The following is a 15,146-nucleotide window of genomic DNA, read 5'->3' as shown; positions in this document are numbered from 1 at the left end:
AAACCGTTGGCGGCGAGAGCAAAAACCTCTTTCGCGTTTCGCCGCTTCAACTTGTCTGCATTAAATGTCATAAAACACCAAGAGCCATTTAAATCAAAGAGTAACGAGGACAGGCATGACAGGCCGTACGATACTGATTGTGGACGATGACGAAGATCTCCGTTCCATCCTCGTCGAACAGCTGGAGCTGTGCGAAGAATTCCAGATTCTGCAGGAAGACAATGCCACCAAGGGCATTCAGACTGCGCGAAACGGCATTGTAGACCTCCTGATCATGGATGTCGGCCTGCCGGATATGGACGGACGGGAAGCCGTAAAGCTGCTGCGCAAGGGCGGCTTCAAGGCGCCGATCATCATGCTCACCGGTCACGATACGGAATCGGATACGATTCTCGGCCTCGAATCGGGTGCCAACGATTACGTCACCAAGCCGTTCAAATTCGCGGTGCTTCTGGCCCGCGTGCGTGCACAGCTGCGCCAGCACGAACAGAGCGAGGATGCCACCTTCATCGTCGGCCCCTATACGTTCAAGCCCGGCCAGAAGCTGCTCATCGACGAGAAGGGCAGCAAGATTCGCCTTACCGAAAAGGAAGCGGCGATCATCAAGTATCTCTATCGCGCCGGAGACAAGGTTATCGGCCGCGATGTCCTGCTGGAAGAAGTGTGGGGCTACAATTCGGGCGTCACCACGCACACGCTGGAAACCCACGTCTATCGTCTGCGCCAGAAAATAGAAAAAGACCCGTCCAATGCGGCGCTTCTGGTCACAGAAAGCGGGGGATACAAGCTTGTCCCATGATGGACAGCGCCCGATGCAGGTGTATTGACGATCCATGGCGCTTGATGACGATATTCGCATTCTCGGCACGGTGGGCCTGTTCGAGTCTTTCACGGCCGAACAGCTGCGGTTGCTCGCCTTCGGAGCCGAACGCCTCGTTCTCAGAGCCGGTCGTGAGCTTTTCCGTGAAGGGCAAAGCGCCGACTGCGCCTATATCGTCGTATCGGGCAGCATTACCCTGTTTCACGAACAAAACGAGGGGCGGGTTGCCATCCGCCCCGTCGGCCCCGGCGCCATGATCGGAGAAATGGCCCTCATCGCCCAGACCTCGCGTCTAACCGGTGCTGTCGCCGAAGCCGAAACCGAAGTCATCCGCATCAGCCGTGCAATCTTTCGGCGTATTCTGGAAGAATATCCGGAAGCGGCAGCCGCGCTTCATTCCCACATCAGCCGCAACCTGCTGGAATTGATCGGCGAAATCGAAAAGGTCGCGCCGCGGCTCAACGACGACTGACCTTTTTCACAGCTCAATCACCCTTTTCGTGCCGATGGCGTCCAGGAAAGCCTGATCGTGACTCACGACGATGAGCGCCCCTTCATATGCATTCAGCGCGGTTTCAAGCGCTTCTATGGAATCGAGGTCGAGATGATTGGTCGGCTCATCGAGGATCAGGAGTTCGGGAAGTTCGGTTCCGCCCAGGACACAGGCAAGTGCCGCGCGTAACAGCTCGCCGCCGCTGAGCCCCCCGGCAAATCGCGAGGCTCCCTCGCCACGGAAGGAAAACCGCGCCAGCGCGGCGCGCGCTTCATTGTCGTTCGATCCGGGATTGAGACGACGATAATTTTCATAAAGAGTCTGACCGCGATCCATGAGACTCATCTGCTGGTCGAACATCGCCGTTCGCGCGGGACGGATGACGGTCCCAGCCACCGGCTGAAGCTCTCCCGTCATCAGCCGCAGCAGACTGGTCTTGCCCGCGCCGTTCGGCCCCGAGACGACCACCCGCTCGGCGCCCACGATCTTCAACGACAGATTACGGATGACCGGGCGGTCGGCCCGGGGACCACCAGAAACATTCTGCATTTCCAGCAACACACGACCGGAAGGTGGAACCGCGCCCGCCACATCGAAATGCATCGGCTTCACGCGCTCGACTTTTGCCTCGGCGTCCCGCAGCTGCTCGCTGGCACGGCTGGACTGACGTTCCGCCAGCGCGGCACCCCGGCCCTTCGACTGTTGCGCACGGTCTTCCCGTGCGTCGAGCAAAAGCTTGCTCATGCCCGCGTCAGCGCGCGACTTGCGGCCGCGCGCGTCGCTGCGAGCCTGTCTTTCGGCTGCGGCCTGAGCCTTGCGTTCGACCTGCCTGACCTCGCGCCGCGCTGTGGCGAGATCGCGTGTCGCCGTCTCGCGCTCCTCTGCCCTCTTCCCCTGATAAAAATCCCAGTTGCCGCCGTAAAGCCGAAGCCCGTCGGGGGACAATTCCGCGATCATATCCAAAGACTGCAACAGCTCGCGATCGTGGCTGACCACGACGGCCGCGCCCCGCCAGGCGGTCAGCAAGTCGGCCACAGCCAGGCGACCGGCGCGATCGAGATTATTGGTCGGCTCATCCAGGAGAATGAGATCGGGCTTATGAAAGATGAGGGCCGCGAGCGCCGCCCGCGTTTGCTGGCCTCCGCTCAAGGCTGAAAGTGGAGTGTCGGGAGTCATATCGGGCAGGCCAAGTCCCTGCAGCGCGTCCGTAAAGCGCTGCGGCAAGAGCCAGTCGGCCTCGTCCAGATCGCGCTCGCTGGCCACGCCCTGTTCGACGCGTGCTAGAATATCGAAACCGGTCCGTGCCTCGAAAAGATCCGCCAGCGTCTCGGCATCGCCACCGCCGATGTTCTGCCGCAGCACGCCGATGCTTCCGGTTGCCGTCACACTTCCATGTGTCGGAAGCAGCATCCCGCTCATGATGCGCAATAGCGTTGATTTACCGACGCCATTGCGTCCCACCAGACCGATGCGGCCTGCGGTTACACTGAAATTGACGGATTCGAAAAGAGTACGGCCATCAGCCGTGACGAAGGAAACATCCTGAAGTGTCAGAAGAGAGGACATAGCGAGCCATGGATTGGTTGAACACACTGGTCATTTGAAACAGTGCTGCATAATCCATTGCTCTTGGCTCCTTTTCTGAACTCGCCTCTATATAGAGGCTGCTGACCCGTTAATCCAGATTAAATGTCGCGATAACCGGAACGTGGTCGGACGGGCGATCCCAACCGCGCGCGTCGCGGAGAATTTGCAGGCCCTGAATGTGCTCCTCCAGGTCCACCGAACCCCAGACGTGATCCAGCCTGCGGCCACGGTCCGATTCGGCCCAGTCCTTGGCGCGATAGCTCCACCAGGTGAAGATTTTCTGGTCTGCCGGAATAAGCTGCCGCATCAGGTCGCTCCAGCCGCCTTTCACACGCAGGTCTTCCAGCGTCTCGGTTTCGATCGGCGTATGGCTGACGATCTTGAGCAATTGCTTGTGCGACCAGACATCGTTTTCGAGCGGGGCGATATTGAGATCGCCAACGAGAACCGATGAATGCCCGTCCTGCCGGTCGGCGACAATGGCGCGCATTTCCTCGAGAAAAGCCAACTTGTGCGCGAACTTCGGATTGATCTGCGGGTCCGGCTCGTCGCCCCCCGCCGGAACATAGAAATTGTGGATGCGGAGCTTTTTGCCGCCTGCCTCCACCACAGCGCTCAGGTGCCGGCAATCGCCCATGTCGCAAAAGCCGATCTTTTCCACGCCCGTCAACGGACGTTTGGATACCGTCGCCACGCCATGATAACCCTTCTGGCCGCTGATCGCGATATGTTCATAGCCGAGCGCGCGAAACCCCTTCGACGGAAACAGATTGTCGGGGCATTTCGTTTCCTGAAGACACAGAACATCGGGCTGATAATCGCGCAGAAACTGTTCGACCAGCGGCATGCGCAGACGAACGGAATTGATGTTCCAGGTAGCAACGGAAAAGGCCATGAAGATAGGACTCGCAGCAACGAAAGAGATGCCGCGAACCTAATCATTTATCCGGCAAATGCAAACGGATTGCCTGTCACAAACTGACGATTACTGACCTTTGCGCTTCATCGCGATGCGCTGATAATCGATCTTGAACATATCGTCGGTGAAACGCACGCCGCTGCGCACATTGAAGATCATGACTGTCGTATCGAGCTTCTGAGCATCGGTAATGGTCCACTGCTTCAGCTCATAGGATTTGGGATCGAACATCATGGTGATTTTCGAATCGCCGAAGATCGACTTGTCGCCCAGCACGAGCGTGGTCATGTCCGGCTCCTGCTTCACATTCTGAAGACGTCCCCCACCTAGGTCGATGCGGTCTGCCAGAAGCAGTTTCAGCGGCGTCTTGGAAAGCGGATAGAGGTCCCAGGTGTCCAGCTTGCGATTGTTGATGACGACCGATTCGCCATCCGAAATCACGCGGATCGGGGAGTTGTTATAGTTGAAGCGGATCTTGCCCGGGCGCTCGATATAGAAAGTGCCGCCAGTCTGCTCACCCTTCGGGCCGAACTGCACGAACTCGCCGGTCATGGTGCGCACCGATGAGAAATGGTCGGCAATCTGCTGTGCAGCCGCACCGCCGCCAGCGCCCTGCGCCATCGCGGCGACCGGCGCCAGAACCAGCGATGTCATGCCAAGGCCAAGCGCTCCCATTCCCAGCACGGCTGCAACACGACCAGCTTTCGCGAAGGCGGAGACACGGGAGAACATCATCGACAAACTTTCTCTTTTCATCATTCTGTTTAACTACGCCGCCAGTTGGGCGCGAGTATGGCCATCAGAAATCATCGTCGCCAGTGGGAACCAAAATTTCACGCTTGCCCGCATGATTGGCCGGGCCGACGATGCCCTCATCTTCCATGCGTTCGATGATTGAAGCCGCACGGTTATAGCCGATGCCAAGGCGGCGCTGGATATAGGAAGTAGACGCTTTCTTGTCGCGCAGCACCACGGCCACCGCCTGATCGTAAGGATCGTCGGATTCCTCCAGATTGCCGGTACCAGCCGGGCCGCTGCCGCCTTCGTCGTCATCTTCATCCTCGGTGATCGCATCGAGATATTCCGGCACGCCCTGAAGCTTCAGGTGCTGCACGATGCGTTCCACCTCGTCGTCCCCGACGAAAGGCCCGTGCACACGCTGGATGCGCCCGCCGCCGGCCATGAACAGCATATCGCCCTGGCCGAGAAGCTGCTCGGCGCCCTGCTCGCCCAGAATGGTGCGGCTGTCGATCTTCGACGTCACCTGGAAGGAAATGCGGGTCGGGAAGTTCGCCTTGATCGTGCCGGTAATGACATCGACCGACGGGCGCTGGGTAGCCATGATGACATGGATACCTGCCGCACGCGCCATCTGCGCCAGACGCTGCACCGCGCCTTCGATATCCTTGCCAGCGACCATCATCAGGTCCGCCATTTCGTCGATAATCACAACGATATAGGGCATCGGCGCCAGATCGAGCTCTTCCGTCTCGTAGATCGCCTCGCCTGTATTGCGGTCGAAGCCGGTCTGCACGGTGCGCGCGATCGGCTCACCCTTTTTCTGCGCAAGGCCAACACGCTGATTGAAGCCGTCGATATTGCGCACGCCGACCTTGGACATCTTGCGATATCGGTCTTCCATTTCGCGCACGGTCCATTTGAGCGCGACGACCGCCTTCTTCGGATCGGTCACGACCGGCGTCAGCAGGTGCGGAATGCCGTCATAGACGGAAAGCTCCAGCATCTTCGGATCGATCATGATCAGGCGGCATTCCTGCGGCGTCATGCGATACAGCAGCGACAGGATCATGGTGTTGATCGCCACCGATTTGCCCGAGCCGGTCGTACCGGCCACGAGAACGTGCGGCATCTTGGCAATGTCGGCTATGACCGGCTCGCCATTGATGGTCTTGCCGAGCGCGAGCGCCAGCTTTGCCTTCGACTGTTCAAAGTCGCGGCTCGCCAGCATTTCGCGCAAGTACACCATTTCGCGCTTCGGGTTCGGCAGTTCGATGCCGATGGCATTGCGGCCCGGAATGACGGCGACGCGCGCTGCAATCGCGCTCATCGAGCGGGCGATATCGTCGGCAAGGCCGATGACGCGCGAGGACTTGATGCCAGGCGCAGGCTCAAGTTCGTAGAGCGTGACCACCGGGCCGGGCTTCACATTGATGATCTCGCCGCGCACGCCGAAATCTTCCAGCACGCCTTCCAGCAGCCGGGCGTTCTGTTCCAGCGCATCCTTGGAAAGCGCCGGATCACGCTGGACGAGCTTCGGTTCGGCCAGGAAATGCAACGATGGCATTTCGAAAACGCCATTGTCCTTGAGGAAGGACGGCTGCGCTTCGCGCTGAGCGCGCGCGCCGGGCTTCGGCGAAGGAGCGGCCTGTTCCACGCGGGCCTTGCGGGCGCGGGGCGGCGGCGCATCGTGCCATTCCTGACCGGCCAGCGGCGCGCCGCCGTCCATGTCGTCCATATCGAAAGGCGGCTCGTCTTCAATCGGGGCAGGTGCCCCGAAACCGGGCTCGCGGCGCGGCGCATTGCGCGTTTCGGCATTGCGGCGCACCACGCGCATATCCTCGAAATCTTCGTCGCGCGGACGGCGACGGCCAAGACCCGTCAGGCGCTTGAAATTCGCAGTCGTGGTTAGCGCCAGATGGGTGAGAGCCCCCATAAGCTGGAAACCGCCACCCGTTGATGCTTCATCGTCCTCGTCTGCCGCATAATCATCTTCTTCAGCGCCACGACGCGCTGACGGCTGGGCAGGGTTGACGATTCCTGCGCCCCGCCCGACGATGCCGCTGGCAAAAAGGCAGAGCCAGAAAGCCGGTACTGCAAGGATGAGCGCAATGCCCGATGCAATGGCGCCTTGCGGGAAACTGCCGAGGAAGAGGCCCGGGAATTTCAGGATCATGTCTCCGAAGACGCCGCCGAGGCCGATCGGCATCGGCCAGCTTGCCGGAACTGAGAAGCAACTCGCGATGGCGGCGAACAACAATGCCGCGCCGAGCCATGCGAAGCTGCGCTTGGCCACGCGCCCGATGCCGCCGCGCGTCATCAGCAGCAGCGACCAGACAGCAAGCGGAAGCAGGGCCGGAACGCTCGCCAGCCCGAAAAACTGCATGGCAATGTCGGAGAACACGGCGCCCGGATACCCAAGCGCATTCGTTACCGGATTGTCGGTCGCATGGCTGAAACTCGGGTCAGCCACATTCCATGTCGCCAGCGCGCCAACAGCCATGCCGGTGAGCGCCAGAAGCCCCAGACCGAACAGGATATAGAACTGCCTGCGGAAGAGATTGGCCAGTTTCAGCCTGTCTTCCGTAATCCGCTCGTCACGCAGCGGGTATGAGGGCGAATATCCTTGCCGCATATAGCCTGTCCCGAACCGAATATCTTTGCTGGCCCGTGAGCGGAAATGCTTCGGGCACATTGAATCGGTCCGATCCTAATCGCCGGATGGTTAATTCCTCATTAACCATGCAGAGGCCGCGAACAAATCCGGTGGATGAAATGAAAAAGGCGCGGTTTCCCGCGCCTTTTTCCGCTTGAGACAATCCCGTTCTATTGAACGGATTCGCCGTGCAACGCGATGTCGAGGCCTTCGATCTCGGCCTGCTTGCTGGGCCGCAGGCCCATGATGGCCTTGACCACATAGAGAATGACGGCGGTGGCAATCGCAGTATAGACGATGGTGATGGCCGCGCCGAAGAACTGCTTGCTGATGGTAGCCCCTTCGCCCGCCGGGTTGATCGCCGCATCGGCAAAGAGGCCGGTCAGCACCGCACCGACGAAGCCGCCCACACCATGGACGCCGAACGCATCGAGCGAATCGTCATAGCCGAGCGCGTGCTTGATCTTGACGGCTGCCACATAGCAGACCGCACCAGCGACGACGCCGATGATAAGCGCGCCCATCGGATTGACGAAGCCGGCGGCAGGCGTGACGGCAACAAGGCCCGCAACGGCGCCTGAAATGATGCCAAGCACGCTTGGCCTGCCCGCGACCGCCCATTCGACGAACATCCACGCAAGGGCAGCACCTGCGGTCGCAACCTGCGTGTTGAGCATGGCGACCCCGGCAAGTGCGTTGGCCCCGACAGCAGAGCCTGCATTGAAACCGAACCAGCCTACCCACAGAAGGGCAGCGCCGATGACGGACAGGACGAGATTGTGCGGCGCCATGTTGGTATGGCCGTAACCATCGCGCTTGCCGATGATGAGCGCCGCAACCAGACCGGCGACGCCGGCATTGATATGGACAACCGTGCCGCCGGCAAAATCAAGCACGCCATCCGACGCCATGAAGCCGCCGCCCCAGACCCAGTGCGCGACCGGGATATAGACGATGAACAGCCATAGGGTCAGGAAGACCAGCATGGAGGAGAACTTCATGCGCTCGGCAAACGAACCGGCGATGAGTGCGGGTGTGATGACGGCGAAAGTCATCTGGAAGGTGATGAACACATATTCCGGAATGGTTCCGGTCAGCGATTGCATCGTGACGCCCGAGAAGAACGCCTTGGAAAGACCGCCAATATAGGAATTGAGCGAGCCGCCATCGGTGAAGGCCAGCGAATAGCCTGCGATCATCCACAGAATGGACATGAGACAGGTGATGGCAAAGCTCTGCATCACCGTGGACAGCACGTTCTTCTTGCGCACCATGCCGCCATAGAACAGCGCCAGACCCGGTATGGTCATCATCAACACCAGCGCGGTTGAAGTCAGCATCCAAGCCGTATCGCCCGTATCGAGGGTTGGTGTCGGTGCGGCGTCCTGCGCCATTGCCGTCCCGGCCATGGCGACGAGCGCAGGCAAGGTAGCCAGAAGGGCCGTTTGCTTGTTTCTTCCTGTTATGAGCATCGAATATCTCCGTCGAAGGGCGGCTTCAAACGCGGCTGCGCTGGAAAGACCGGTTCAAACGGAGAGAAACAAAATTCATGCCAGTTGGCGGAGGTCGGCAAATTAACTTCAAATTTTGTGGCATCGGCGCGGCTTACGGCGAAATTCCGGGCCGAGGATAAGCGTGGTTTCGGACCGAATGAATGACTTAAACGATTCATTCGATTCGCTTTTTACGCATTGGCAGCTCGCAAACGATCAGTGAAATGCCTTATATTTAGCCACACGCCTACCCTGTGATTAAAAAATAATCACTCCTTTTCATCGTGAACGCGGATCAAGCCTTCCTGCGCCACGGATGCGATCAGCACACCATCGCGCGTATATAACGCGCCACGGTTGAAACCCCGTGCGCCGGAGGCGCTCGGCGTGTCCTGAGTATAGAGCAGCCAATCATCGAGCCGGCACGGGCGATGGAACCACATGGCGTGATCGAGGCTCGCAACCTGCAGATCGCGATCGAATATGGTGCGGCCATGCGGATGAAGCGAGGTGTCGAGCAGCGTCATATCGGAGAGATAGGCGAGAATGGCTGCCTGCAGCGCCCGGTCGTCTGGCACGATGCCGCGCGCCCTGACCCAGACATGCTGGACGGGTTCAAGCTTCTCGCGGGAGAAATAGTGGGTGAGTGAGACAGGCTTGATCTCTATGGGCCGTTCCCGCTCCCAGTATTTGCGGACATTGGGTGGCGCCATATGGAGATATTGTTCCTTGATGTCGCGATCCCCGACGAGCTGTTCAGGCATCGGCAGTCCTTCCGGCATCGGCATCTGATGATCAAGCCCGCCTTCATCGATCTGGAACGAAGCGGACAGCGAGAAAATAGCCTTGCCATGTTGCTTGGCCAGAACGCGCCGGGTGCTGAAGCTGGAACCGTCGCGGATACGGTCCACCTCATAGACGATGGGAATGGCCGGGTCGCCGGGGCGCACGAAATAGGCATGGAGCGAATGTACATGGCGCTCGGGCTCGACAGTGCGTTGCGCGGCAATCAGCGCCTGCCCGATGACCTGCCCGCCGAACACCCGCTGCCAGCCGACCTGTGGACTGTTGCCCCGGAAAAGATCCACCTCGAGGTTTTCCAGATCGAGGATGGAAAGAAGCTCACGCATTGCCGCCGTCTGCTCGACCCCGGACTTTTCTTTCTCAGACATGGACAGCCTGCCTTCCGCAACCATATATGCTTTACAAAGTTGGAGAGGCATGTTTGAGCCTGCGCATCCATGCCTGTCAAGAAGCGGGCAGCCCAAGGGAAATGCAATCCCGTGCCAATGGTTGGGTCGGGACGGGCGGCGCGGCAAAATATCGGGTTTCATGCGCGGCGATATGTGCCAAAACACTGCGCGAAAGACGGATTCTGGAAAGGAACGACAATGGCTGGCCAGAAAAAAGTGGACGCGCCGCGCAATAACGATGTGGTGATTGCGGGCGGCGGCTATGTCGGGCTTGTCACGGCGGTTGCGATCAAATCGGCGGCGCCGCACCTCGTCCTCACCGTGATCGACGGCGCACCGGCTGGTGCCTGGAAGAACGACCCGCGCGCTTCCTCCATCGCCGCCGCTGCCTCACGCATGCTGGACCAGCTCGGCTGCTGGCAGGAAATCCTTCCCGAGGCACAGCCCATAACGGAAATGGTCATCACCGATTCGCGCACTTCCGATCCCGTGCGCCCGGTGTTCCTGACTTTTGAAGGCGAAGTCGAGCCCGGCGAACCCTTTGCCCATATGGTGGAAAACCGCGTTCTCAACACCGCCCTTCACAACAAGGCCGAAACGCTCGGCATCACCTTCCTCGAAGCCACCAGCGTGGATAGTTTCAATACGCTCCCGGAAGGAGTGACCGTCACGCTTTCAAATGGAGACACGCTTGAAACGCGCTTGCTGATCGCCGCAGATGGCGCGCGCTCCCGCCTGCGCGACCTGGCTGGCATCAAGACGGTCAACTGGGATTACGGCCAGTCCGGGATCGTCTGCAATGTCGCGCATGAACTGCCGCATGGCGGCCGGGCCGATGAGCATTTTCTCCCGGCCGGACCTTTTGCGATCCTTCCGTTGAAGGGCAATCGCAGCTCGCTCGTCTGGACCGAGCGTACCTCGGATGCCGAGCGCCTCATTCGCGAAGACGACTTCGTATTCGAAGCCGAACTGGAACAGCGCTTCGGTCATCGTCTGGGCGCCCTGCATGTCGAAGGTCCGCGCCGCGCCTTCCCGCTCGGCCTAACGCTGGCGCGTGAATTCGTGAAGCCGCGCTTCGTGCTGGTGGGCGATGCAGGCCACCGCATCCACCCCATCGCAGGTCAGGGGCTTAATCTCGGTTTCCGCGATGCTGCCGCAATCGCGGAGGTCGTGGTCGAAACCGACAGGCTCGGCCTCGACATCGGTTCATTTGCCGCTCTGGAACGTTACCAGTCCTGGCGCCGCTTCGACACTGTCCAGATGGGCGTGACAACAGATATCCTGACCCGACTTTTCTCCAACGACCATCCAGCAGTCCGCTCGATCCGCGATATCGGCCTGGGTCTCGTCGACCGGGTTCCGGTACTGAAATCCTTCTTCATCAAGCAGGCAGCCGGTCTTTCCGGCGATACGCCGCGCCTGCTGAAGGGCCAGTCCATCTGAGCGCTGGACCCGCTCCCCTGCCGCCCTATATCGGAAGCGGAAATCCCAACCGAGAGGAGAGCTTCCCATGGACAGAAAAGCAACCGCCGTCTGGCAAGGCACACTGAAGGAAGGCAAGGGCACCCTCAACACGCAAAGCGGCGCGTTGAAGGATCTGCCTTATGATTTCAAGGCCCGTTTTCAGGACGAAAGCGGTCGCTCCGGCACCAACCCGGAAGAACTTCTGGGAGCAGCGCATGCAGGCTGCTTCGCCATGCAGCTTTCCGCACTCCTGACCGAACACGGCACCCCGCCGGAAAAACTGGAAGCGACTGCCGCCGTCACGGTCGGCCCCGCAGCCGGTGGCGGTTTTGAAATCAGCCGCAGCGCGCTGACGCTGAGTGCCACGATACCCGGAATCTCGGCGGAGGATTTTGAAGCGCTTGCCACCAAGGCCAAGCAGTCCTGCCCTCTCTCCAAAGCGTTGGGCGCTATCGAGGTGACGCTGGACGCAAAACTCGTCTGAACAGGTAAAAGACACGCCAACGAAGAGCGGGCGCAAGCCCGCTTCTTTATTCGGGCAGGTGGCAGACGGCCTCGATATTGTGACCGTCCGGATCGATGACGAAGGCGGCGTAATAGTCGGGGTGATAATCGGCCCTCAGGCCGGGCTTGCCATTGTCCTTGCCGCCTGCGGCTATCGCTGCTTCATAAAAGCGGTCAACCTCGGAGCGGGTGCCAGCCGAAAATGCGACATGAAGCACGCCCTCAAGCTTCGCGCCTTTCTGCTTGCCGATCCAGAATTCCGGCTTGCCATTGCGGCCATACCCCACCCAATCGCCGAACTCCATGGCCCGGCCTATGCCGAGCGGTGCCAGCGCCGCATCATAGAAAGCCCGCGACTTGGGCATGCTGGAAATGTTGAAGCCGATATGATCGAGCATGATTGCCCTGTCTCCGATGGATATGCCTAATGAGATATCGGCGCCGCTATAAAGATCAAGCCTTCGGCGAAGATGTACCAAAGTTCAGGTAAAGAAAAAGGGGAAGGTTTGGACCTTCCCCTTTTGGTTCGTGGAACGAGCGCGCAACTACACGCGGCACTCGACCATCATCTTCTTGATCTCGGCACAAGAGGCGCGGAGGCCGGAGGCCGACAGGGACTAAAAAGACAGGCGATTGCCGCGATTACACGCGGCGCTCGACCATCATCTTCTTGATCTCGGCGATCGCCTTGGCAGGGTTCAGACCCTTCGGGCAGGTCTGTGCGCAGTTCATGATCGTGTGGCAGCGATAGAGCCGGAACGGGTCCTCGAGATTGTCGAGGCGTTCGCCCTTGGCTTCGTCGCGGCTATCGATCAGCCAGCGATAGGCCTGAAGCAGCACGGCGGGCCCGAGATAACGGTCGCCGTTCCACCAGTAGCTCGGGCACGAGGTCGAGCAGCAGGCGCACAGGATGCATTCATAAAGACCGTCGAGCTTCTGGCGATCCTCATGGCTCTGCAGCCACTCCTTCTGCGGCTCCGGCGAAACCGTCTTGAGCCAGGGCTCGATGGAACGGTGCTGAGCGTAGAAATTGTTGAGGTCCGGCACGAGGTCCTTCACCACCGGCATATGCGGCAGCGGGTAAACCTTAATGGCGCCCTTGATGTCGTCCATGCCCTTGGTGCAGGCAAGCGTGTTCGCGCCGTCGATATTCATGGCACAGGAACCGCAAATGCCTTCGCGGCAGGAACGGCGGAGCGTCAGCGTCGGATCGATCTTGTTCTTGATATAGAGAAGACCGTCCAGAACCATCGGGCCGCAATCGTCGCGATCGACATAATAGGTGTCGATGCTCGGATTGGCGTCGTCGTCCGGCGACCAGCGATAGATGCGGAATTCCGTGACGCGCTTGGCGCCATCAGGCCGGGGCCAGGTCTTGCCCTCCTGAATGCGGGAATTCTTGGGAAGTGCGAGTTCAACCATTGCTCTTTCCCTTGATTAGTAAACGCGCTTCTTCGGCGCAATCTTGGCGAGGCTGATGCCGCCTTCCTCTTCCGTCGTCAACGGATCGAGGTGGACCGGGCGATAGTCAAGCTTGACCTTGCCATCCGGCGACAGCCAGGACAGGGTGTGCTTGCGCCACTCGGCATCGTTGCGATCCGGGAAATCCTCATGCGCATGGGCGCCGCGGCTTTCCTGACGCGCTTCCGCCGAAACAACCGTGGTCAGCGCATTGGCCATCAGGTTTTCCAGCTCCAGCGTTTCCACCAGATCGGAGTTCCAGATCATCGAACGGTCCGTGACCTTGATGTCCGGCAGTTCATGCCAGAGCTTTTCCATGCGCTCGACGCCCTGCTTGAGCGATTCCGACGTGCGGAACACGGCGGCATCTTCCTGCATGGTGCGCTGCATCTTTTCGCGCAGTTCCGCGGTCGGCTGGGAGCCGTTGGCAAAACGCAGGCGATCAAAGCGCTCCATGATCCTGTCGCAGGCAGCGAGGTCGAGATCGGGAATCTTCGACTTGCGATCGATGACCTGACCGGCGCGGATTGCAGCCGCACGGCCGAACACCACCAGATCGATCAGCGAGTTGGAGCCGAGACGGTTTGCCCCATGCACCGAAGCGCAGCCCGCTTCGCCGACGGCCATCAGGCCCGGTTGTACGCGGTCCGGATCGTCGGCGGTCGGGTTCAGCACCTCGCCCCAGTAATTGGTCGGGATGCCGCCCATATTGTAGTGAACGGTCGGCAGAACCGGGATCGGTTCCTTGGTCACATCCACGCCTGCGAAAATCTTGGCCGATTCCGAAATACCCGGCAGGCGTTCATGCAGAACAGCCGGATCGAGATGGTCGAGATGCAGGAAGATGTGATCCTTGTTCTTGCCGACGCCGCGACCAGCACGGATTTCCATGGTCATGCAGCGCGAAACAACGTCACGCGAGGCAAGGTCCTTGGCCGATGGCGCATAGCGCTCCATGAAGCGCTCGCCTTCGGAATTGACGAGATAGCCGCCTTCACCGCGTGCGCCTTCAGTAATAAGGCAGCCAGCGCCATAAATGCCGGTCGGATGGAACTGCACGAATTCCATGTCCTGCAGCGGCAGGCCGGCGCGCGCCACCATGCCGCCACCGTCGCCGGTGCAGGTATGCGCGGAGGTTGCCGAGAAATAGGCGCGGCCATAACCGCCCGTGGCCAGAACCACCATCTTGGCGGAGAAGCGATGGATAGTGCCGTCATCGAGGTTCCACGCCACGACGCCGGTGCACACACCGTCGGTCATGATGAGATCGAGCGCGAAATATTCGATGAAGAACTGCGCGTTGTTTTTCAGGCTTTGGCCGTAGAGCGTGTGCAGGATCGCGTGACCGGTACGGTCGGCGGCAGCGCAGGTGCGCTGGACCGGAGGACCGTCGCCGAAATTCTGCATGTGACCGCCGAACGGGCGCTGATAGATCTTGCCTTCCTCGGTACGCGAGAACGGCACGCCGTAGTGCTCAAGCTCATAGACGGCGGCAGGCGCTTCACGCGCCAGATATTCCATCGCGTCGGTGTCGCCGAGCCAGTCCGATCCCTTGACGGTATCGTACATGTGCCACTGCCAGCTGTCCGGGCCCATGTTCTTGAGCGAGGCGGCAATGCCGCCCTGCGCGGCGACAGTATGCGAACGGGTCGGGAAAACCTTGGTGATGCAAGCCGTCTTCAGGCCCTGCTCGGCCATGCCGAGCGTTGCGCGCAAGCCCGCACCGCCAGCCCCGACGACCACCACGTCGAACTTGTGATCGACATAGGTGTACTTGCTTGCAGCGGCAGGCGCCGCATTGTTTACTGCACTAGCCAT

At 60.0% G+C, this 15,146-nt stretch carries 13 protein-coding genes; 4 read left to right on the top strand and 9 right to left on the bottom strand.

What is annotated here, in order from left to right:
- The first annotated feature begins 115 nt into the window (after positions 1-115).
- Positions 116-799: a response regulator transcription factor gene (locus ACOWVS_RS11330; RefSeq protein WP_006467959.1), complete on the top strand. Its 684-nt coding sequence runs from the start codon at positions 116-118 to the stop codon at positions 797-799.
- Between the two features lie 34 nt (positions 800-833).
- A complete protein-coding gene (locus tag ACOWVS_RS11325; RefSeq protein ID WP_006467960.1) occupies positions 834-1,292 on the top strand; it encodes a cyclic nucleotide-binding domain-containing protein in 459 nt (152 codons plus the stop codon).
- 6 nt (positions 1,293-1,298) lie between these two features.
- On the opposite strand, the gene ACOWVS_RS11320 is transcribed toward ACOWVS_RS11325, so the two are convergent.
- From ACOWVS_RS11320 to tesB, 6 genes are all read right to left on the bottom strand, one after another.
- Positions 1,299-2,879 carry an ABC-F family ATP-binding cassette domain-containing protein gene (locus ACOWVS_RS11320; RefSeq protein WP_063619756.1) on the bottom strand — a complete coding sequence of 527 codons (1,581 nt, stop codon included), beginning with the start codon at positions 2,877-2,879 and terminating at the stop codon, positions 1,299-1,301.
- 109 nt (positions 2,880-2,988) lie between these two features.
- The gene (locus tag ACOWVS_RS11315; protein WP_063619757.1) at positions 2,989-3,795 is read right to left on the bottom strand and encodes an exodeoxyribonuclease III; all 807 of its coding nucleotides are present in this window, start codon (positions 3,793-3,795) and stop codon (positions 2,989-2,991) included.
- Positions 3,796-3,885: 90 nt separating this feature from the next.
- Positions 3,886-4,554, bottom strand: a complete 669-nt coding sequence (locus ACOWVS_RS11310; protein ID WP_170873257.1) for an outer membrane lipoprotein carrier protein LolA — start codon at positions 4,552-4,554, stop codon at positions 3,886-3,888.
- A 64-nt stretch (positions 4,555-4,618) separates the two neighbouring features.
- Positions 4,619-7,192: a DNA translocase FtsK gene (locus ACOWVS_RS11305; RefSeq protein ID WP_075041831.1), complete on the bottom strand. Its 2,574-nt coding sequence runs from the start codon at positions 7,190-7,192 to the stop codon at positions 4,619-4,621.
- Positions 7,193-7,383: 191 nt separating this feature from the next.
- Positions 7,384-8,685 (bottom strand): ammonium transporter, encoded by a 1,302-nt coding sequence (locus tag ACOWVS_RS11300; protein WP_063619759.1) that lies wholly within the window; start codon positions 8,683-8,685, stop codon positions 7,384-7,386.
- A gap of 290 nt (positions 8,686-8,975) precedes the next feature.
- The gene (gene tesB / locus ACOWVS_RS11295) at positions 8,976-9,878 is read right to left on the bottom strand and encodes an acyl-CoA thioesterase II (protein ID WP_063619760.1); all 903 of its coding nucleotides are present in this window, start codon (positions 9,876-9,878) and stop codon (positions 8,976-8,978) included.
- Between the two features lie 219 nt (positions 9,879-10,097).
- On the opposite strand from tesB, the gene ACOWVS_RS11290 reads away from it, so the two are divergent.
- Both ACOWVS_RS11290 and ACOWVS_RS11285 read left to right on the top strand, forming a co-directional pair.
- On the top strand, positions 10,098-11,342 hold the full coding sequence (locus ACOWVS_RS11290; protein WP_025089932.1) for a ubiquinone biosynthesis hydroxylase: 1,245 nt from the start codon (positions 10,098-10,100) through the stop codon (positions 11,340-11,342).
- A gap of 67 nt (positions 11,343-11,409) precedes the next feature.
- Entirely contained in the window at positions 11,410-11,847 is a 438-nt protein-coding gene (locus ACOWVS_RS11285) for an OsmC family protein (protein WP_063619761.1), read from the top strand.
- A 46-nt stretch (positions 11,848-11,893) separates the two neighbouring features.
- Here ACOWVS_RS11285 and ACOWVS_RS11280 read toward each other — a convergent pair whose 3' ends face one another.
- From ACOWVS_RS11280 to sdhA, 3 genes are all read right to left on the bottom strand, one after another.
- Positions 11,894-12,265, bottom strand: a complete 372-nt coding sequence (locus ACOWVS_RS11280) for a VOC family protein (protein WP_006470952.1) — start codon at positions 12,263-12,265, stop codon at positions 11,894-11,896.
- Between the two features lie 244 nt (positions 12,266-12,509).
- On the bottom strand, positions 12,510-13,289 hold the full coding sequence (locus ACOWVS_RS11275) for a succinate dehydrogenase iron-sulfur subunit (protein WP_006467970.1): 780 nt from the start codon (positions 13,287-13,289) through the stop codon (positions 12,510-12,512).
- A 15-nt stretch (positions 13,290-13,304) separates the two neighbouring features.
- On the bottom strand, positions 13,305-15,146 hold the full coding sequence (gene sdhA, locus ACOWVS_RS11270; RefSeq protein ID WP_006467971.1) for a succinate dehydrogenase flavoprotein subunit: 1,842 nt from the start codon (positions 15,144-15,146) through the stop codon (positions 13,305-13,307).

The organism is Brucella sp. IR068 (assembly GCF_049065885.1).
GTDB classification, from domain to species: domain Bacteria; phylum Pseudomonadota; class Alphaproteobacteria; order Rhizobiales; family Rhizobiaceae; genus Brucella; species Brucella intermedia.
This window is presented reverse-complemented; position numbering and strand designations above follow the sequence as displayed.

What these genes read in the sequence shown, in the direction of transcription:
- ACOWVS_RS11330 (WP_006467959.1), top strand. Translation starts at nt 116, where the DNA reads ATGACAGGCCGTACGATACTGATTGTGGACGATGACGAAGATCTCCGT.
- ACOWVS_RS11325 (WP_006467960.1), top strand. Translation starts at nt 834, where the DNA reads ATGGCGCTTGATGACGATATTCGCATTCTCGGCACGGTGGGCCTGTTC.
- ACOWVS_RS11320 (WP_063619756.1), bottom strand. Translation starts at nt 2,879, where the DNA reads ATGTCCTCTCTTCTGACACTTCAGGATGTTTCCTTCGTCACGGCTGAT.
- ACOWVS_RS11315 (WP_063619757.1), bottom strand. Translation starts at nt 3,795, where the DNA reads ATGGCCTTTTCCGTTGCTACCTGGAACATCAATTCCGTTCGTCTGCGC.
- ACOWVS_RS11310 (WP_170873257.1), bottom strand. Translation starts at nt 4,554, where the DNA reads ATGATGTTCTCCCGTGTCTCCGCCTTCGCGAAAGCTGGTCGTGTTGCA.
- ACOWVS_RS11305 (WP_075041831.1), bottom strand. Translation starts at nt 7,192, where the DNA reads ATGCGGCAAGGATATTCGCCCTCATACCCGCTGCGTGACGAGCGGATT.
- ACOWVS_RS11300 (WP_063619759.1), bottom strand. Translation starts at nt 8,685, where the DNA reads ATGCTCATAACAGGAAGAAACAAGCAAACGGCCCTTCTGGCTACCTTG.
- tesB (WP_063619760.1), bottom strand. Translation starts at nt 9,878, where the DNA reads ATGTCTGAGAAAGAAAAGTCCGGGGTCGAGCAGACGGCGGCAATGCGT.
- ACOWVS_RS11290 (WP_025089932.1), top strand. Translation starts at nt 10,098, where the DNA reads ATGGCTGGCCAGAAAAAAGTGGACGCGCCGCGCAATAACGATGTGGTG.
- ACOWVS_RS11285 (WP_063619761.1), top strand. Translation starts at nt 11,410, where the DNA reads ATGGACAGAAAAGCAACCGCCGTCTGGCAAGGCACACTGAAGGAAGGC.
- ACOWVS_RS11280 (WP_006470952.1), bottom strand. Translation starts at nt 12,265, where the DNA reads ATGCTCGATCATATCGGCTTCAACATTTCCAGCATGCCCAAGTCGCGG.
- ACOWVS_RS11275 (WP_006467970.1), bottom strand. Translation starts at nt 13,289, where the DNA reads ATGGTTGAACTCGCACTTCCCAAGAATTCCCGCATTCAGGAGGGCAAG.
- sdhA (WP_006467971.1), bottom strand. Translation starts at nt 15,146, where the DNA reads ATGGCTAGTGCAGTAAACAATGCGGCGCCTGCCGCTGCAAGCAAGTAC.